This window comes from Leclercia sp. GLN_9 (genome assembly GCF_043105735.1).
Taxonomy (GTDB): domain Bacteria; phylum Pseudomonadota; class Gammaproteobacteria; order Enterobacterales; family Enterobacteriaceae; genus Enterobacter; species Enterobacter adecarboxylatus.
The window spans coordinates 74,315-92,355 of sequence record NZ_JBICLV010000013.1 but is presented as its reverse complement, the minus strand read 5'-3'; the positions used below and the strand labels follow the sequence as shown (position 1 = coordinate 92,355).

The following is an 18,041-nucleotide window of genomic DNA, read 5'->3' as shown; positions in this document are numbered from 1 at the left end:
GCTTCGCTATTGCAGTGACATTCTGTGTCAGTCACGTCGCGTAGAGTGTGCTGCCACCCAAGGCAGGAACAACGATCCCAATAAATATACGATTAACCTTAATTTTTCTGCGCAACTGCCGTTAATAACATGATGTACGCTGATTATTAAAGGAAAGATATGATGCTCTCCCAGCCAGAAGCCGCCCTGATTGACGCTCAACTCCCCGCGTTGCGCGCATACTGGCAACAATACGAATTTTCCGCAGAACAGCTAAAAACGATTGAAGAAAATATACGCACCTACTCCGTGCGTCTGCCGCTGATCGGCGCCTTTAGCGCCGGTAAATCGACACTCATTAACACGCTGTTGCAGGATAACCTGCTGTCAGTCGCCATCGATCCCGAGACCAGCCTGCCTACTGAAATACGTTTTGCTCCGCAGGAGTCGATTACCCTGCGCCGCAAAAACGGGACCCTGCTGTCGTTAAGCCGCGAAGCGTTAAAAGCGCAGGCCTTTGGCGAGCATGATCCGCAGAATGTCGTCGATATCACCCTCCCCGGCACCACGCTCGCCGCGCTGGACGGCATGACGCTGGTGGACATGCCCGGCTGGGAATCCGGCATTGCGCAGCATTCACTGGCGATTGATAACTATCTCGATCGCAGCGCTGCCTACGCGGTAGTGGTCAGCGTCGATGAGGGCGTCCTGAAAGAGAGCCTGCGGAAGATCGTTGAGGAGCTAGCGGCTCATGACAAGCCCATGATGCTGATCATTACCAAATGCGATAAGAAAACCCCGGAGGACGTTGAAGCGGTCGTTGCGCACGTTCGTCAGCAGATTGAGGCCCTGACGGGTAAACCGCTGCTCGCCGTGTGCCGTACACAGCGAAAAAATGCCACCGAATGGGCCGCGGCGCTGCCGGTACTGCTGCCATTGCAGCAGCGTTTCTGGCACCGGGCAATCGGCCTGCCGGTGCAGCAGTGCGTGCGGGATCTGCTGGCGCGTATCGACCAGCTGGCGCAAAGTCGTAACCAGACGCTGAGTGAGATCGAAAGCGAGCGCGAGCTGCTGTCTGAGCAGTATCAACGCATGCAGGCGGACCTTCAGCACGTCACCGCCCGGCTGCACGAGCAGCGCGACGTTACCCGACGCGCCATCCTGGATGATTTCGCCAGCCGGTTGAACAGCCAGCTTGAGACGCTCACCCGGGCGTTACTCAACGGTGAAGACGTGAGCGGCACCATTGGTCATGCCCTGCGTATGTCCTGGTCGCAGGGAATTGAGCGCTATCTCAAGCCTGTGATCCAGAGGGAGCTGGGACACCTGCAGCTACCGGACGGGTTGCCAATACAGGACACGCACTATGCATATGGCTTTAAAGCCAGTGAGTCGAGCGCGGATCTGATTAGAAGCACTCTCTCTTACATTCTGCCTGCGGCCATCAACCTGATTACCCGCATCCCGCTGGGCAAGGTGGTAGCGCCGATCCTTATCTCTGCGCTGGAGGGCTTATTCCAGCGCGGCAGCCGGGAACTGATACAGCGTCAGCAGCAGGAAGAAGCTCGCCGTCATGTGATTAATACCGTGATCCCATCCTGCTGTTCCACCGCGGAACCCGACATCACTCGCGGTCTTAGCAACACCATTGATGAGGTGATGCAGTCCATTTCCCGCGCGGCGGATGAAGCGATGGCGAAAGTACAACAGACACTGGATCTCAAGGCTCGCGAGTTACAGAAAGAGCAGGTCGCCGAGGCGCAGCGCCAGCAAACCTGGCAGCAGGACAGCGCGGCTCTGAAGCAGATGCTGGCCCGTTTACAGGAGTTCAATCATGGCTGATCTGGACGAGAATACGCTGCGTGACCGCTACGCCCTGCTCTGCCAGGCCTGTGAAGACCGTCCCGGCGGCGCGGCAAAAGAGGATGAAGCCCTGCTGCGGGCGCTGGAGGATCTGATCGAGCAGGATCTGCCCGCTTTGGCACGTCGTGGCAGTCCACCCATGTTCACGGATATTCTGCGCGCCTTGCGCCATGAAATGGTGCGGTTCCGTGAGTTTTGTGAATATCCGGCGCTCTCCGGCAAAGTGGTGGTTGGGCTTGGCGGAAGCTTCAGCGCCGGAAAATCCTCCCTGATTAACGCTCTGGTGGGCGACCGCAAATGTCTGGTCACCGAAGTGGATCCCACTACCTCACTGCCGACCTATCTGGTGCAGGGAGAGCAGGAAACGCCGGACGTCAAAGCTATCAATCTGTTCAACCGTCTGATTACCCTGAGCCACAGTCAGTTTCGCACTCTCACCCATGAGGAGCTTGAGCGCTACGGCAGCCAGGTGAGCCGGATGCTGAAATCGGTGGTGGTGGCGCACAGCGGCTTCGGCTGGGAGAATCTGGCGTTGCTGGACACCCCCGGCTACAGCAAGGCCGACGAGGAAGGCAGCGCCCGCACCGACGCCAGCGTAGCGCGCAGCCAGCTCAACAGCGCCCAATTCATTATCTGGCTGGTGCCGGCAGATAAGGGCACCATCACCGAAGATGACATTGCGTTTCTGGCCTCGCTGGACAAGCAGATCCCCAAACTTATTATCATCAGCCGCGCCGATAAGCACCCCGAAGAGGCGGTGGGGAATATCGTCAGCCTGGTGCGCGAGACGCTGGCCCAGCGCGGCATCGACGTGCTGGACGTACTACCTTTCTCTACCCGCCCACGTCAACCGTGGTCCATCACCCCGCTGACGGACTACCTGACGGAGTGGAACCAGGTGTGGCGCGATCCGGGCTTTACGGGGCAGTTTAAGCGCCAGTTTATGGCGTATGAAAATTATCTGGATGAGGCGCGCCAGGAGGGGCAAAGGCAGTTAAGCCGATTCAACCGCATCCTGACGTTGAGCGACGAGTCCGGCGTGCAGTCCGATCTGCAGAGTCTGCAACGTAAATGCAAAAATGATCTCCAGCAACTGGAAGAGGTGTGCGAAGCACTCACCGCCATCCAGCAGCAATTCTTTAATCATCTGAAACTGATTGGCGCCCGTCTATCGATCCCGCTGGAAGAGCCAGAAAGCCTCTCCATGCTGCAATACACGCCGGTCAATCTGCAGACCTTGCTGCAATCTTTAGCAGCCAGTGCCGGCGTAGCGCTTTACGATGAACCCGATCCTGAACTATGGCGTCCTCTTACCCGCAATTTACCGCTGATACATCTGGATCGGCTGCTGCGGCGGGATAACCAGAGTGCTGGTGATCTGTGGCAACCGCTCATGGAAAGACGGGTTCTAGGAAACAGTGCGCGACTGTTACGCCATGACAGGCCTGAGGGCGGAGAAATGTGGCAATCCCTGATGGATGATCGCCCGTTGGCCGGGCTGGACAAGTTACTGCGAAAAGAGACAACACATTATGCATCGTTGCAAACACTGCGCAAAGGAGAGACACAGTGAACCAGGATTATTTACACGAGCTCATGAACACGCTGGTTTCTGCGGCGAGAGTTTCACTTGAACCCCTGGACAGCCATTTTATTGCCTCCGGAGATGCCGCATTTAAAGATGATTATTTGACGCTGTTAGCGGCCTTACTGTTAGAAAATGGGGCATTAAACGACGCTCAACAGCGGCTGCTGCTTTTACTGCTTCCTTCAATTGGCCCGGCCTTTCCGCTGCCGCACTATCTCCAACAAGCTGGAAAGCTGGATGCAGTAGCACTGACTCACGTTGTCCAGAGCGTACGCGGTGTTAAACAGGCTGGGCTGGCGTTACTTTTTGATTTTGCCGTCTTGCAGCGCCTTGCCGGGCCGCTCACCCCTCGTCATGTGGAAAGACTTTCCTGGCTGGCAAAATTAACGGAGGTGACGGAAGAGCAAATTTTGCAGATTAATTTCTGGAGTACACGACTGTTAGGTATGAAAACGTCATCAAAGCTCTTCTCCAGTATCGAGAAGCAGGTATATATTGCCAACGTTGAGACAAAGCAATTTTCCGAGAGTACGTCGCAAAAGAATTATTTCTACCGTACCAACCCTCAGCTCAATCAATTCCTGAAAAGAGGTAAGTATAGTTTTTATTACCAACTACCCCTCACCCCATCTTGGCATATGTTTGGTCAACGCAGTATTTGCCGCTCGGTCACACTGTCGCAAAGTGGGTTCGTGACAAAAATCGTTATGAATGAGGACAAAAGTAAAACCGAAGAGTACGGCAAAAAAGGCGAGGCAATTTTTTCCTTCATTGCTTTACCCTCAGCGTTTAACGCCTGGAACAGTTACTTTGCCGAGAACGCATCATGAGTGAAATTTCAACATTATCGATTTTACAGCAGTTGGATCGTCAGCGTCTGAAAGAGAATCCTTATCCTTCACATTCACTGCTGGATGAAGATGAAAATACCCGCCGTCAGTATTGCGCACTGCTGTTTATGGCACTACTGAGCCACAGCCCGATTAGCGAACAACAACAGCGGATGCTGCAATTGTGGCTACCTGCAATTGGCATGCTCGGGAAACAGGCCGAATTTTGCCAGATGGCGATAAAACTAGGTCAGGATGGACTGGCAGAGGCGATCAATGCAGTGCGTGATGCCGGAGGCAACTACTGCTTTATGCTGGACTGTCTGGTCTTTTCCCGCGTCAACGGTCCACTGTCGCAACAGCAGGTAACTCTGTTTGAAACCCTAGGACAAATGCTGGCTATTGGTCAGGCGCAGATGACTACGATTGTTTATATCACCTGTGAAGTTCTGGGTATCACGGATGATAAACAATCACAGCCGGAACTAAAAATAGGTATAAATGATATTGCTGTCTGGCGTGAGTTTCTTGATGAGTATACTGAATCTTTACGCATTGAATTAGTTAAGTGGGCTAATGATAATTATGTAACAGTTGGCTCTATTCCCTATGAAATAAAAGATTTAGAAAAAACAATCAACTTCGATATATTTTACTCCAGACCTTCTGTTACGGCATTCCCGGCTGGCTTGTCATTACTCAGTAACATGAAACAGATTAAATTTGACTCAAATAACATTAAAGCTTTCCCTGATCCATCTGTCTTACCTAAGAAGTTACACGAAATAACTATAGGCGCTAATGGCAGAATATCATCAATCCCGGACTCTATTTGTCAGCTCAAAGAACTCAAAAAACTGAATGTTTCGGTAACATATCTGACGAAAATATCTGAAAAGGTTTATGTTTTCCTCAAAGAAAATAATGTTGAGCACAACATCCCCGACAGCTGCTTCATTAAGGGCCCTAAATGACTACCGCACTCCAACAGCGCATTGAACACGCCCTCGCTGCCTGCACCAGCGCTCCACACGCTTTCACCTCCGAACTGGAGGCGTTAAAAGCCCTGGCGCAGGACTATAAACAGAAGCTTACCCGCTGGCAGCATGAAGAGCAGACGCTCAATATCGGTATTATGGGACAGGTCAAAGCCGGTAAGAGCACATTCCTGAACACCCTGCTGTTTGACGGACGCCCAATCCTGCCCGAAGCCGCCACGCCGAAAACCGCCAACCTGACGCGGATTGGCTATGGCGAACAGCACAGCCTGCAGGTGGAGTATTACAGCCAGCAGGAGTGGCAACAGATCGAAGAGCAGGCCCGTCAGGCCTCCGGCAGTGACAGTCAGAAAGTCGCAACAGAGCTGCTGGGCATGTCGGCAGAGAAGCAAATTGATTTCGCCGCCCACTGGCAAAAAGTGGCGCGTCTCGAAAACCATACTGAAGTGGTTCTCGCCAGCGACATCAGCGAGCTGCAGGGGTTGTTGAACCAGTTCACCGGCAACGACGGCCAGTTTACCGCGCTGGTCAAATCCACGGTGCTTACCCTGCCGGACGACGCCCTGAAGGGCTTTGAGGTGGTAGACACGCCGGGGATGAACGATCCGGTGCAGAGCCGCTCGCAAAAAACGCGCGACTATATGGCTAACTGTGACGTGGTCTTTTTCCTCTCCCGCTGCAGCCAGTTCCTTGATGATGCCGATATCCGTCTGCTGGGGGAGCAGTTGCCGGGCAAAGGGGTGAAACGGCTGGTGCTGGTCGCCGGACAGTATGACTCGGTGATCCTTGACGATGGCTACGATCGTGATTCGCTGGCGGCAACGGAAGAGAATATCCAGACCCGCCTGCTGCGTATCGCGCAAAACAAAGCGCAACAGCTGGTCGCGTTTCAGCGTGACAATGGCAACGAGGCGCGCGCCGCGATCCTCGAGCGATTAGCCAGCCCGGTATTTGCCAGCACCTTTGCCTGGGGTTTCGCCCACTGGCCGCAGGCGAAGTGGAGTCAGAGCATGCTGCACACCTTTGGTGGGCTGGAGGCGATGGCCGAAGATTGCTGGCCAGCGCCTTTTTCGCAGCAGGACTGGGAGCGTATCGCGAACTTCGCCCCTCTGCAGGCGGAGTGGCAGCAGGCGCGAGCGGATCGCCTCCCGCTTTTGGCGCAGCAACGCGAAGGCTTTACCCGCGAGTCGGAGGGACAGCTCAATGAGATTGTCGCCCGCCTGCGTGGTCGCATTACCGACCGTATTACCAGCCTCGAAACCCAGGACTTGCAGAGTTTACGCCAGCAGCAGGCGGAGTGCCGCAAACGACTGGAAGGGATTGCCGCCGAGCTGCGTACCATTATTGGCGACACGTTGCACCGGGCACGAACGGAGACGCTGCGGGTCAGCGGCAGGCTGAGCGATGACATCGCCCGCTTCCGCCAGCTGCAGGCGCATACCGGCTACCAGCAGGAGCGGTACTCCTATCAGGTGAGTAACTCGACCTGGTATAAACCCTGGAGCTGGGGAAGTACCCGTACCGAATATGGCACCACCTCCGTGGCGTATCAGTACTTCAACGCGCAGGATGCCATCGAACAGCTCCGCCAGTACAGCCGGGCCTGTGCCAGCCAGATCCGCCAGCATTTTAATCAGTTGATCGAGCCGGCAGCGCTGAAAAGTACCCTTCGTCAGGCACTGGTGCATCATCTGAACACCGACAGCGAGCAGTTCGACCCTGCGCTGTTTCGCGGGGCGCTGGAAAGCGCTATTTACGCGCTGGACCTGCCGGAACTGGTGCTGAAGGCGGATGAATCCCAGATGATGATCCCCTTCCAGGGCGAAATCAAAAGCAGTGAAGATAAGCAGAAGCTGCAGCAGGCGCTGGACAAGGCTCTGGGCGCAATGTTCGACAAGCTGGCGAAGCAGTTAGACGCGGGTGCGAAATCCATTTTTGATCAGCTTGAAGCGCTGAAAAGCGGTCTGCAGGAGACGCTCAGTCAAAGCCTGCAGCAGGAGTTTAGCGAAATCGAGCAAGGCCTGGCGCGTAAAGAGAGCGAGACGGCTGCGTACCGCGCGCTGCTGGATCAGTTATCCCGGGATAATAAATGAAAAACTTTTACACGCGCGACCTGTCAGGACTGGCTAACCTGAGCCCGGGCAAGATTGAGCTAGACATTCTTAACGAGGACCATGACGGGATTCCCATTGTTATCGCCCCAGGGTTTTTAACCCAGGGGAGCGATGACTGGAAAAACTACATTGCTTCAAAAATCGATGCGCCCATTTATTACGTAAAATGGCGTTCATCCTCTGTATTACATTTTGCCTCAAAACAACTGGCGTTGAACTCTGCCCGTTCGCTGCTGAGTTTCACTAACCTTACCCTGAAAGGCATGGGTCTGCTGGCCAGTGCCTATATGGAATGGAAATCGGCAGCAAATGAGGCAAATCGGGCGGGTGTTGCTCTGGCGCGTTTCTTAAACGATGTCTGGTACGATGATGATAAAGCAGTCTTTATCGGCCATTCGCTTGGCGTGCGAGTGATTACCGAGGCGATGCGCAATCTAACCCATGATAATGTCATGACCTCCATATCACTTGCCGGAGCGCTTAACCGTGATGAATACGATCGCCGCATCACAGCGATCGCGTCACCGAGAACAATCGCGCACACCAACGTCTACAGTACCAACGATCAAATTCTTAAGTGGGTGTACCGGATGGGGGAACTGAATTATTCCCAACGCCCTATCGGGCTGGAGTGCTCAGGATTAGCCAATGTGCACAATCATAAAAACGCAATTGGTCACACTGAGTATCACGATGATGAGGAGTTCGGTGAGTTTATTTTAGCGCGCTACAACGATGCCGTCAGGGTAAGAATCATGTAATGACGGGCTGGTCGTTTCCGGCCAGCCCGAGAGTTTAAAAGATTAGTCTGCCCCGGCACCCACAATCACCATCCCAATAGCGTGGCAATCGTCTTTGTGCTTGCTGCCTCTGCATTTACAGATATAGACAGGGTCATGTCGGAAGCTAAAGCCATCCTCTTTCAGCCCGTTTAACCTTTCATCAGCCCGGTTCACCGTCAGTGGTGAGAAATCGCGATAAAAACCCACACCCCATATTGACCGGCGTTTTTGTTTTGCTTTCGCGAAATGGGAGTTCACAACTTCATAATTCTTAATCAAATCTGTCGCTATGCTGTCAACAAGTTCGGTTGCTCGTTTGGCAAGCTTGAACTCAACATAAATAAACTTGTCCAGTCGTGTGCGTTTTTTCCTGAAAATGAGATCCACAATGACATGCTGTCGGCCACTTTGGTGCCTTTTGTCTGTAATTGCCCGTAACTCCCGTTTCGCTGAAAAATCTAAATGATGCTCGAGGAAAAATTCGAATTCTATCTGAAGCCATTTTTCCCAGTCATTGGCTTCTTTATCGAGGATATGGGAGAGTTTTTCTTTCGTGTTTTTGTGCGCAAAAAATTCGGTTAAAGCGCCCTCAAGAACTTTTATATCACCGTTAACTGCCATAATTATCCCTTGACGAAAAATGAAAAACATCAATGATTTCAAAAATTATCGGCATACATGAAAAGAACTTTAAGCAAAACTTTGTGGTTTGATAATACAAATACTGAAAAGAAAATGATGGTCCTCTATCTCCCCTGTAAATCCTGCGCGGAAATCTGTACAATCCCTGCCCTGATAACTCCCTAACTGACTACTTTTTAATCTATGAGCAATGTTACGCACCAGCCGAAAATCGGCTTCGTCTCGCTGGGCTGTCCGAAAAACCTGGTGGATTCCGAACGTATCCTGACCGAACTTCGCACTGAAGGCTATGACGTCGTGCCGAGCTACGACAATGCCGACATGGTGATCGTTAACACCTGCGGCTTTATCGATAGCGCCGTGCAGGAGTCTCTGGAAGCCATCGGTGAAGCACTCACTGAAAACGGCAAGGTGATTGTCACCGGTTGTCTGGGCGCCAAAGTCGATCAAATCCGCGAAGTCCATCCGAAGGTACTGGAAATCACCGGTCCACACAGCTACGAGCAGGTGCTGGAACATGTGCATCACTATGTGCCAAAACCAAAGCATAACCCGTTCCTGAGCCTGGTGCCGGAACAGGGCGTGAAGCTGACTCCGCGTCACTATGCGTACTTAAAAATTTCTGAAGGCTGCAACCACCGCTGCACCTTCTGCATCATCCCGTCCATGCGTGGCGATCTGGTGAGCCGTCCGATTGGCGAAGTGCTGGCCGAAGCCAAACGTCTGGCAGATGCGGGCGTGAAAGAGCTGCTGGTGATCTCCCAGGACACCTCGGCCTACGGCGTGGACGTGAAGCACCGCTCCGGCTTCCACAACGGCGAGCCGGTGAAAACCAGCATGGTCGGCCTGTGCGAACAGCTGTCTAAGCTGGGCATCTGGACACGTCTGCACTACGTCTACCCGTACCCGCACGTTGACGACGTGATCCCGCTGATGGCGGAAGGCAAAATTCTGCCTTATCTGGATATCCCGCTGCAGCACGCCAGCCCGCGTATTCTGAAGCTGATGAAGCGTCCAGGCTCCGTTGACCGCCAGCTGGCGCGCATCAAGCAGTGGCGTGAAATCTGCCCTGATCTGACTCTGCGCTCCACCTTCATCGTCGGCTTCCCGGGTGAAACCGAAGAAGATTTCCAGATGCTGCTCGACTTCCTGAAAGAGGCGCGTCTGGACCGCGTGGGCTGCTTCAAGTACAGCCCGGTAGAAGGCGCTACCGCCAACGAACTGGCGGATCAGGTGCCGGAAGAGGTTAAAGAAGAGCGCTGGAACCGCTTCATGCAGCTGCAACAGCAGATCTCTGCTGAACGTCTGCAGGAAAAAGTGGGCCGCGAAATTCTGGTGATCATCGACGAAGTGGATGAAGAAGGCGCGATTGGCCGCAGCATGGCCGATGCCCCGGAAATCGACGGCGCGGTCTACCTGAACGGCGAAACGAAGGTGAAACCGGGTGATATCGTGCGTGTGAAAGTCGAAAACGCCGACGAGTATGACCTGTGGGGTAGCCGGGTTTAATCCCGGTTAACGCCTGATGACGCTGCGCTTATCAGGCCCGAAAAAAAGGGGACCTAAAGTCCCCTTTTTTTATTGCTATTAATACTCGAATTGCCGGTAGTAGCGACGAATATCCAGACTGTGGCCGGTGTAGTGCTCGAAATGGGCAGCAAGACGGTCCACCAGCAAGGTTGAGATGAGGCACGGTGCCAGCAGCCAGCGGAACTGATCATCAATCCCCGCCAGCGCGTACTCACGCGGGTCAAACACCACCAGATTATCGGTAATTTTCGCTGCGAAACGCTCCACGCGGTCGTCCAGCGCCCGGCATTTGCCCTCGCCTTTCACCAGGAACAGCGGGACGTCCTTTTCCAGCAGCTCCAGCGTGCCGTGGAAAAACTCCGCAGATGAAACCGATTTGGTGCGCTTCCACTGCATCTCCTCCAGAATACACATCGAGAAGAGATAGACTTCGCCCCACATCTCCGCGCCGCCAATCCACATCATATAGTCGGCGCTATGGTATTTTTGCGCGATGGCATCGGCCTGCGGATCAAATTGCTTTTTGGCGTTCAGGAGATTCTCAGGTAACAGCTCCAGCTGGCTGGCGAAGCGGTCATAATCGTCAAATTCCCCGTTACCCTGAACCAGACGGAAGAATACCCAGTACAGCAGCATATACTCATATTCCACGCCGTTTTTGTGCCGCATCGGAATATGCCAGGTGGCGGCGTTCGCCAGCGGCGAGTCGCTATTTTTGGTGATCGCCACCACGCGGATCCCTTGCGCCTTACACCATTCGGCAATCGCCACCGACTCTTTAGTATCACCCGATTTCGAGAGGGTAATCACCACGGAATCTTTATTTAAGCGTTTATGTCCGGCATGGATTAATTCTGCCGCCTGCTCAAGGTAAACCGGCAGCTCGGTTACTTCCCGGGCGAAGGCGTTAATCGCCATCATCGGCGCTAACGATCCCCCTACCGAGGCGAAAAATAGTGTGCTGAAGCCCTGCTGAATAATCTCATCAGCGACCTGTTCCGCCTGTTTACGCGCAGCAACAATCTCACGAGCACTGGTCAGGTACTCGTCCTGATTAAAACCTAACATAGTTATTCTCCTTTAGATTTTACTTTTTAAAACCCGATCGAAGTCGTCGAAGATACGCACCGAGAGATCGATGCCTTTGGCGCAGGCGGTACGCCAGGCCAGAATTTGCAGAGGGACAATCAACAGCAGCGGCGAGAGCAGATGGGGCAGACGGCAGTTCAGCGCCAGGATATTCTCCTCCACCTCATCCGTCAGGGTGATCAGGAACGCCCGGTTAACCCCCGGAGCCATATAGTCTCTTAGCGCCCGCAGGCGTGGGTTTGGCGCATCCTCAATAAAGAACATCACATGTTCAGCGTTGGCCTCCAGATAGGGGCCATGCATGTACGCCTCCAGTTCAAACCCACCGGACGGCACCCGCACCGTTTCGGTGAACTTGGTTTCAAATTCTTTCGCCACGCCGGTCAGGGCACCTTCACCGATGGCGATAAAGCGCGTGCCGGATTGCAGGGCCTGAAGGTGCCGCTCGAAGAATGCCTCCGTGCGGGCAATCGTGTCGGGGATCGCCGCCGCAAGCTGGTGCAGCGCCGCCAGGGTGTCCTGCGTTTCATGCTCATCGAGCTGCTGTTGCGCCCGGGCAAGCGTCAGCGCGACCAGCAGCAGATTCAGCACCGTGGCGCTAAAGCCGCGGGTCACGAAGCCCACTTTCTCGATCCCGGTATGGATGTCCAGCACCTGGTCGCAGCGGCGACCGATCGGGCTGTCGGGATCCGAGGTCAGGGCAAACACCGGCAGCCCGGCGGCCTGCACTTTTTCCATTGCTGCCAGCGTCGAGGCGCTTTTTCCGCTCTGGGAAACGGCCAGCACCATATCCGTGTGCGGGTCGATGGCCTCATAGTGCACAAAGTTGTACGGCTCTTTGATGTCCACCAGCAGGCCAAAGCGGTGTTCAAAGAAGTAGCGCGCGCACATCGCTGCATTCAGCGAGGAGCCGGTCGCCAGCACCAGCAGACGGCGCACCGGATGCTGGCGGGCAAAGGCTTCCACGGACGCCAGATGCTGCGGGTAGGCCCCGAGGATCGCCTCAAGCGCCGCGGGCTGCTCTTCGATATAGGTCATCATTGTCGGTTGCATTGTCATCTCCGCTTAAAACAGGCCAATCCACGAACCCAGAATCCCCACCAGCGCCATGCCACCGATAATGGTGAGCGGTTTGACCTTGCGCCCCAGCAGCCAGTAGACAATGCCGAAGCTGACGAGCGGCAACAGGCACGGCATGATGTTGTCGATAATCCCCTGGACCTCGGTTTTCGCCTCCCCCGCGCCGAAGGAGATGGGGATAGTGATGTTGATCATCGAGGCGGCCATTGCCCCCACCACCATCAGCCCGATAATCGAGGCGCCGTAGGTGAGGCTCTCCATCATCCCGCTCTTCTGAACGCGATGAAGCACCCCGGTGCCGAGCACGTAACCCCAGCGGGTAAAGAGCCAGCGCACCAGAATGTGCGGCACGTTAAACACCAGCAGGAACAGGATTGGCCCCAGGATGTTGCCCTGCAGCGCCAGGCTCGTGCCGATGCCGGTGGCAATCAGGCGCAGCGTGCCCCAGAAGAAGGAGTCCCCCAGCCCGGCCAGCGGCCCCATCAGCGACGCTTTCACGTTGTCGATCGCCGTGCCGTCCATCTCCTGCTGCTGGCTGTTTTTCTCCTCCATCGCGGTGGTGATGCCCAGCAGCAGCGTGACGATATGCGGCGTGGTGTTAAAGAACACCAGGTGGCGTTTTAACGCCGCCGCCAGCGCCGCTTTTTGCGGGTAGAGCTTTTTCAGCACCGGGATCAGGGCATAGACAAAAGCGAGGTTCATCTGCCGCTCATAGTTCCAGGAAAACTCCATCTGGAATGACCGCCAGAACACCCGGCGCAGATCGCGTGCATTGATCGCGTTCTCATCCTGCGTCTCAGGCAGGGTCTCTTCAGAAATCATCTTCGTCGTCATCACTGACTCCTTGATCGGTGGTAGTACGGGGAGCGTTATGCGCAGTCGTGTTGACCATCACTACCGCCACAATGGCACCCAGAATGGCGATACCGGTGACGGGTATTTTCAGGTACGCCATCAGCGCAAAGCCGAGGAAGAAAAAGGGGGCCACTTTTTTGTTGATCAGCAACCGGGCCAGCATTGCAAAGCCCAGCGCCGGAATGATTCCCGTCGCCACGCTTAACCCGTGTTTAATAAATTCCGGGATAGCATCCAGTAAGGATTTCACCGCGCTGCTCCCGACCAGGAACGACACGGTGACCACTGCCGCCAGCATCAGTGACAGACCAAACCCGGCGAGAAGGTGCATTCGCTCGATACCGCGGGTATCCGCCTGCTCGGCATAGCTGTCGGCCTTCTGGCTAAGCATCGGGATAAACATGCCGAGATAGACGTTTTTCAACACCAGGGTCAGGGTGGCAATCGGCAGGCCGAGCAGCAGCGCCGTTTCGGTTCCCGCCCCGGAGGTGATGGCAAACGCCACCCCCAGCACCCCGCCGGTGACCACATCGGGCGGAATCGACGCCCCCACCGAAAACGATCCGATAAACGCCAGTTCCAGCGTCGCCCCCATAATCACGCCCGTCTGTACATCGCCTAACACCAGCCCGGTTAATAATCCGGTGACAATGGGCCGGGAAAGCAGCGAGGTGCCCAGGGCATATTCCGACTGGGCGATAAACGCCACCAGTCCGAGTAACAGTGCCTCTACCATAGTGAGTCCTCAGGAGTTACAGAGATTCCGCTAATAACTGTTTGCGATCGTTAGGCACCTGGCGTATTTCGATCTCAATGCCAGTGCCGACCAGCTGAGTGAGTTTTTCAATTTCGTCCGGCAGCAAATTAATGGCCTTTGAAATATTCCTTGCCCCTTCTTTCGCTTTAATGCCGCCGAGATTAATGCTCTTAATCCCGTCCACCGCGGAGGCTAATCGCCAGGCATCCTCTACCGACTCCACCACAATAAACAGGTGGTATTTATCGGTGACGCCGCTTTTGATGGCCTCAATCGAGTCGTTAATATTTTTAATCACCAGCTTGACCGCAGGCGGCTTGGCCAGCTTGATAGTTGTTTTTCGCAGTTCGTCGTTGGGCACGCTGTCGTTGGCAATTAAAATGCAATCTGCCCCGACATATTGCGTCCAGGAAAAGGCCACCTGTCCGTGTAATAAGCGGTGGTCAACACGCAGTAACGTAATCATTATTATTCCTCGCGTTCAGAAGTCTTTATCTGCCTGTACCGCACTGGCAATGGTGTGGTTGCAATACTGAATACTTTCCCGGGCGCTGAATAACGCCTCATGGATTAATTTTTCGGTATCCGGTTCATCCGCAGAAATAAGCAAGCCGATGACCAGCGGCAAATTCAGGCCAGCGATCAGATGAAATTTCGGCTGATGCAGATAGCGGATAAATTCGTTATTGACGCTCCCGGCAAAAATATCGGTGATCACAATCACCTCATCCTGCTCCGGCAGGCTGGCAAGTAGCTCAGCCACCTGCCCGGTAACATCCTGGTTCTCGTCGACATAAGCGCAGAGGGTATGGATGTCCTGCTGCTTGCCGAGGATCAACTCGACCGAGTCGAGTACCCCGCGGGCTAAGGTGCCATGGCTGGCAAATATGTAATGTCGTTTCATCCTGTCCTCGAAGCTCATTCCACTGTGCAGCTGTTTGCTCTACAGAGAGTGCAACCCACGTGCCAGGAAAAAGTGGCGCGTGGGAGACAGGAGAGAGGGAGGGATTAAAAGTCTTGATCTGCCTGAATAAATTCCGTTTCCAGGGTCAGAATATTGTGGATGTAGCACAGCTCGACAACGGGAATTTTGACACTATAACTGCTCTCAATGACACTAAAGGCCTGCCGCAACAGCGCCAGCTCGCTTTCAGGACACTGTCGCCCGGCGTAGGTGGTGGGCGAGGCGTTACGGATCAGCCGCTCAATCAGACAGCTGATGTGCACATAGAGCGCCACCTTGCGTTCGTTCGGCACCTGGCAGCCCGCCAGATGCTCATAGCGGAAGACAAATTGCTCCACCTGGTTGATGACTTTGGTGGTATCGAGAATGGTCACCGACTCAATCACCCGCCGCAGGGAGAAGTTCTTCAGCAGCAGATTGTTGATCTCGGCCACCTGCTCCACCGTGGCGATATCGCCAAAGATGCGCATCAGCGGCCGCGTCCCCTCCCCGGCAATCAAGGAATCCAGTGAGATCCACGGCACACCGGGCACCTGCGGGTCGAAGGTGCCAACAATCGCCAGCATGTCGTAGCGGTTAAAGGCCACCGCCCGTTCCTGGGCGTCGCTGAGCATCTCGTAGTCGCAGGCGATGATCTCAATGCCCAGCGCCTCCGGGATGCTGGCCTTCAGCAGCTGACAGAGATTGGCCGCCGCGCCAATCCCGGTGATGCAGGTGGTGAGAATAACCCGGGGTTTACTGGCCTGCGGCCAGAAAAGCTGGTGTTCCACCGGCAAATCCGCGCCGATCTCGCGGGCGATTTCCTCGATGTGATGCCCCTGGAGGATCCGCTCCCCGACATACAGCGCCATGCTGGTGGAGACGTTGTTCACAATCGCGACCGGCGTGGAGACGCGGCGCTGGAAGTGGCTGTGGATAGCGTTCAGCGACCCCATATCCACCAGAATCATCAACCCGGACGCCAGAGCATTGCTTTCGATGTAGTGCATCACCTGCTGGGCAATCGCCTCCGGCGTGACGTCGAGCGGCATGTCGAAGGATTCAAAGACCGTGTGTTTCAACAGGCGGTTCGCCACATTGGCGATGCTGCTGGCGGTGGCGTAGCCGTGGGCGAGGATCACCGCCCGGGTCACCTGGGATTGGCTCACCGCGCCCGCTTTATGCAGCCAGAGCACCAGCAACAGCGCGTCGATCCGCTGGGGTTCAATATCGAGCTTTTGCGTCAGGGCGGCGATCATCGCCTGGCAAAAGCGGTACAGCAGGGGATATTTTTGCGCCAGGAAGTCATCCAGCAACCGGACCCGCTCCTGGCTCAGAGCTGACAGCGCACCTGGCGCGCGATGCACCAGATAGTGGCTCAGGGCGTAGATGCCATTGCCGTTAAACTGCACGTTGAACTGCTGCTCCAGCCGGTAAAACGCTTCCCGCACCTGCTGCGTGGTGAGCTGCAATACCGGTGAGGCGGTGGTGTCGCGATGATGAAACACCAGCCTGTCGAACAGGGTTTCGATCTCCTCCCCCATCCGCCGATGGACCTCCTCCCATCCCGAGCGGCCGCTGAGCACCTCTTCGTACAGGGCCAGCACCTGGCACTGGGTATCATGGATCATCCCCTGGGTGCGATCGTGAGCGCGAAGCAGCCACAGCAGGCTGGTTTCCGGCTCGATGGTCAGCGGCTCTTCTGCAACGGGCATTTCGCCCATCGTCGGGATCGCGGCCATTACCTTCTCCGGCAGATCCTGAAGGGTGACGCCAATCGTCTCCTGCCCCCGCTGCCTGGCCCAGGCGGCGGCGACCGCATACTTGACCACGTTTTTCAGCTCGCCTACGTTGCCGCGATAGGGCGCGTGCTGCAGCACCTGGCGCAGGCGGGGGGTCAGATTCAGGCGCACATTCAGCTTTTTCGCCTCCCGCCAGAAGAACTGGAGGATCAGCGCCTCTTTTTCCTGGCGGGATCGTGCCTGGAGGTCGGGCAGCGTGACCAGGATGGGAATGCGGCGCAGGAAGGTGGTTAAAAAGGTGCTGTGCAGCTCCTCAGTGGTGGCGAAGACCAGCCGCGTGCTGATGGGGCGGCCCTGAGCGGTCTCCCCCACCCGGTAGATCTCCTTGCGGTCGAGCCAGGTAAAGAGCTTCTCCTGGCCCTCGGCGTTCAGACGATGCACCTCATCGAGAAACAGCATGCCGCCGTCGGCGGCTTCGAATGCCCCTTGTTTATCGTTCTGCGCCCCGGTAAAGGCGCCTTTCACATAGCCAAACAGGTTCGCCGCCAGCAGCTCCGGGTTGCTGGCGTACTGGGCGCAGTTAAAGCTCACAAAGGGGGCATCGTCCGCCAGCAGCCCCTGGGAAATCGCGAAGGCGTGCATCAGGTTCGCCATGTAGCTTTTGCCGGTGCCGCTGTCGCCGGTGATCAGCAGCGGCAGGCCGCCAGCGGGATAGAAGAGTGCCGTTTTCAGTTGGGCAATGGCCTTTTTGAGGCTGCCGTCATGCCCGATCAGCAGTGCAAAGTGATCCGGCGGCGCCTGCCCGCTGTCGCCGTCGTTCAGCAGCTGGGCGATGCTGTCGTATTCGTTCCCGGCCAGGCCGAAAAATTGCTGGCTAAAGGCTTTTTTGTGCAGGAAGTAGACCGGACGGGTATTGATTTTGACCAGCTCCCCCTGGGCCACCAGCTGGTTCAGATAGTGGCTGGCGGTATTGCGTTTCAGGTCAAACCGCTCTGCCAGGTAACTGGCGGTGAAGACTTCGCTCAGGTTTTCGGGGTCGAAAAAATCGGTCTGATTGGCCAGAAAGGTCAGGATTTCATTACGCATGGCTTATCCCACGGCTGGAGTGTCATGGGGGGTATGATGCCCGCAAACGCACAGGCGAAGGGAGGACGACGCCGGGTTATGTGCGCTTTTGTGGGGGAGTGCACAGAATGCCTGAGGGGGAGATAGCGAGAAGGGCGTGCGCAGAATGCCTGAAGCGTGGATA

The 18,041-nt window shown here is 55.4% G+C and carries 15 protein-coding genes; 7 read left to right on the top strand and 8 right to left on the bottom strand.

All coding sequences use genetic code 11. The features are described 5' to 3' along the window. The first annotated feature begins 159 nt into the window (after window positions 1-159). From ACF8PE_RS07385 to ACF8PE_RS07360, 6 genes are read left to right on the top strand one after another with little or no spacing between them, the layout of a single operon-like run. Window positions 160-1,821 (top strand): dynamin family protein, encoded by a 1,662-nt coding sequence (locus tag ACF8PE_RS07385; RefSeq protein WP_081921625.1) that lies wholly within the window; start codon window positions 160-162, stop codon window positions 1,819-1,821. Next, window positions 1,814-3,415: a dynamin family protein gene (locus ACF8PE_RS07380; protein WP_392494726.1), complete on the top strand. Its 1,602-nt coding sequence runs from the start codon at window positions 1,814-1,816 to the stop codon at window positions 3,413-3,415. The genes ACF8PE_RS07385 and ACF8PE_RS07380 overlap by 8 nt, the downstream gene beginning before the upstream one ends. Beyond that, window positions 3,412-4,260 (top strand): hypothetical protein, encoded by an 849-nt coding sequence (locus ACF8PE_RS07375; RefSeq protein ID WP_032617237.1) that lies wholly within the window; start codon window positions 3,412-3,414, stop codon window positions 4,258-4,260. Before ACF8PE_RS07380 ends, ACF8PE_RS07375 begins: the two co-directional genes overlap by 4 nt. Next, window positions 4,257-5,234: a hypothetical protein gene (locus tag ACF8PE_RS07370; RefSeq protein WP_032617236.1), complete on the top strand. Its 978-nt coding sequence runs from the start codon at window positions 4,257-4,259 to the stop codon at window positions 5,232-5,234. Before ACF8PE_RS07375 ends, ACF8PE_RS07370 begins: the two co-directional genes overlap by 4 nt. Next, window positions 5,231-7,351, top strand: a complete 2,121-nt coding sequence (locus tag ACF8PE_RS07365; protein WP_392494725.1) for a dynamin family protein — start codon at window positions 5,231-5,233, stop codon at window positions 7,349-7,351. The genes ACF8PE_RS07370 and ACF8PE_RS07365 overlap by 4 nt, the downstream gene beginning before the upstream one ends. Then, window positions 7,348-8,133 (top strand): DUF726 domain-containing protein, encoded by a 786-nt coding sequence (locus ACF8PE_RS07360; protein WP_144838732.1) that lies wholly within the window; start codon window positions 7,348-7,350, stop codon window positions 8,131-8,133. Before ACF8PE_RS07365 ends, ACF8PE_RS07360 begins: the two co-directional genes overlap by 4 nt. Window positions 8,134-8,175: 42 nt before the next feature. Here ACF8PE_RS07360 and ACF8PE_RS07355 read toward each other — a convergent pair whose 3' ends face one another. Then, window positions 8,176-8,775, bottom strand: a complete 600-nt coding sequence (locus ACF8PE_RS07355; protein WP_032617234.1) for a hypothetical protein — start codon at window positions 8,773-8,775, stop codon at window positions 8,176-8,178. A 204-nt stretch (window positions 8,776-8,979) separates the two neighbouring features. Between ACF8PE_RS07355 and rimO the strand changes: the two genes are divergently transcribed. Beyond that, on the top strand, window positions 8,980-10,305 hold the full coding sequence (gene rimO / locus ACF8PE_RS07350) for a 30S ribosomal protein S12 methylthiotransferase RimO (RefSeq protein ID WP_032617233.1): 1,326 nt from the start codon (window positions 8,980-8,982) through the stop codon (window positions 10,303-10,305). A 78-nt stretch (window positions 10,306-10,383) separates the two neighbouring features. Here rimO and ACF8PE_RS07345 read toward each other — a convergent pair whose 3' ends face one another. From ACF8PE_RS07345 to ACF8PE_RS07315, 7 genes are all read right to left on the bottom strand, one after another. Next, window positions 10,384-11,394, bottom strand: coding sequence for an SIS domain-containing protein (locus tag ACF8PE_RS07345; protein ID WP_392494724.1), 1,011 nt, complete (start codon window positions 11,392-11,394; stop codon window positions 10,384-10,386). A gap of 12 nt (window positions 11,395-11,406) precedes the next feature. After that, entirely contained in the window at window positions 11,407-12,468 is a 1,062-nt protein-coding gene (locus ACF8PE_RS07340; protein ID WP_392494723.1) for an SIS domain-containing protein, read from the bottom strand. Window positions 12,469-12,480: 12 nt separating this feature from the next. Then, complete coding sequence (locus ACF8PE_RS07335; RefSeq protein WP_032617230.1) at window positions 12,481-13,329, bottom strand: PTS system mannose/fructose/sorbose family transporter subunit IID; 849 nt, start codon at window positions 13,327-13,329, stop codon at window positions 12,481-12,483. Further along, on the bottom strand, window positions 13,307-14,086 hold the full coding sequence (locus tag ACF8PE_RS07330) for a PTS mannose/fructose/sorbose/N-acetylgalactosamine transporter subunit IIC (protein ID WP_117385747.1): 780 nt from the start codon (window positions 14,084-14,086) through the stop codon (window positions 13,307-13,309). The genes ACF8PE_RS07335 and ACF8PE_RS07330 overlap by 23 nt, the downstream gene beginning before the upstream one ends. A 16-nt stretch (window positions 14,087-14,102) precedes the next feature. Continuing rightward, complete coding sequence (locus tag ACF8PE_RS07325) at window positions 14,103-14,573, bottom strand: PTS sugar transporter subunit IIB (RefSeq protein ID WP_032617228.1); 471 nt, start codon at window positions 14,571-14,573, stop codon at window positions 14,103-14,105. A gap of 15 nt (window positions 14,574-14,588) precedes the next feature. Next, window positions 14,589-15,011 (bottom strand): PTS sugar transporter subunit IIA, encoded by a 423-nt coding sequence (locus tag ACF8PE_RS07320; protein ID WP_032617227.1) that lies wholly within the window; start codon window positions 15,009-15,011, stop codon window positions 14,589-14,591. Between the two features lie 104 nt (window positions 15,012-15,115). After that, window positions 15,116-17,878: a sigma 54-interacting transcriptional regulator gene (locus ACF8PE_RS07315; protein ID WP_392494722.1), complete on the bottom strand. Its 2,763-nt coding sequence runs from the start codon at window positions 17,876-17,878 to the stop codon at window positions 15,116-15,118. Window positions 17,879-18,041: the final 163 nt, after the last annotated feature.

Bases quoted from the DNA above. Each gene is read 5' to 3' on its own strand.
- ACF8PE_RS07385 (WP_081921625.1), top strand. From the start codon at position 160: ATGATGCTCTCCCAGCCAGAAGCCGCCCTGATTGACGCTCAACTCCCC.
- ACF8PE_RS07380 (WP_392494726.1), top strand. From the start codon at position 1,814: ATGGCTGATCTGGACGAGAATACGCTGCGTGACCGCTACGCCCTGCTC.
- ACF8PE_RS07370 (WP_032617236.1), top strand. From the start codon at position 4,257: ATGAGTGAAATTTCAACATTATCGATTTTACAGCAGTTGGATCGTCAG.
- ACF8PE_RS07365 (WP_392494725.1), top strand. From the start codon at position 5,231: ATGACTACCGCACTCCAACAGCGCATTGAACACGCCCTCGCTGCCTGC.
- ACF8PE_RS07360 (WP_144838732.1), top strand. From the start codon at position 7,348: ATGAAAAACTTTTACACGCGCGACCTGTCAGGACTGGCTAACCTGAGC.
- ACF8PE_RS07355 (WP_032617234.1), bottom strand. From the start codon at position 8,775: ATGGCAGTTAACGGTGATATAAAAGTTCTTGAGGGCGCTTTAACCGAA.
- rimO (WP_032617233.1), top strand. From the start codon at position 8,980: ATGAGCAATGTTACGCACCAGCCGAAAATCGGCTTCGTCTCGCTGGGC.
- ACF8PE_RS07345 (WP_392494724.1), bottom strand. From the start codon at position 11,394: ATGTTAGGTTTTAATCAGGACGAGTACCTGACCAGTGCTCGTGAGATT.
- ACF8PE_RS07340 (WP_392494723.1), bottom strand. From the start codon at position 12,468: ATGCAACCGACAATGATGACCTATATCGAAGAGCAGCCCGCGGCGCTT.
- ACF8PE_RS07335 (WP_032617230.1), bottom strand. From the start codon at position 13,329: ATGACGACGAAGATGATTTCTGAAGAGACCCTGCCTGAGACGCAGGAT.
- ACF8PE_RS07330 (WP_117385747.1), bottom strand. From the start codon at position 14,086: ATGGTAGAGGCACTGTTACTCGGACTGGTGGCGTTTATCGCCCAGTCG.
- ACF8PE_RS07325 (WP_032617228.1), bottom strand. From the start codon at position 14,573: ATGATTACGTTACTGCGTGTTGACCACCGCTTATTACACGGACAGGTG.
- ACF8PE_RS07320 (WP_032617227.1), bottom strand. From the start codon at position 15,011: ATGAAACGACATTACATATTTGCCAGCCATGGCACCTTAGCCCGCGGG.
- ACF8PE_RS07315 (WP_392494722.1), bottom strand. From the start codon at position 17,878: ATGCGTAATGAAATCCTGACCTTTCTGGCCAATCAGACCGATTTTTTC.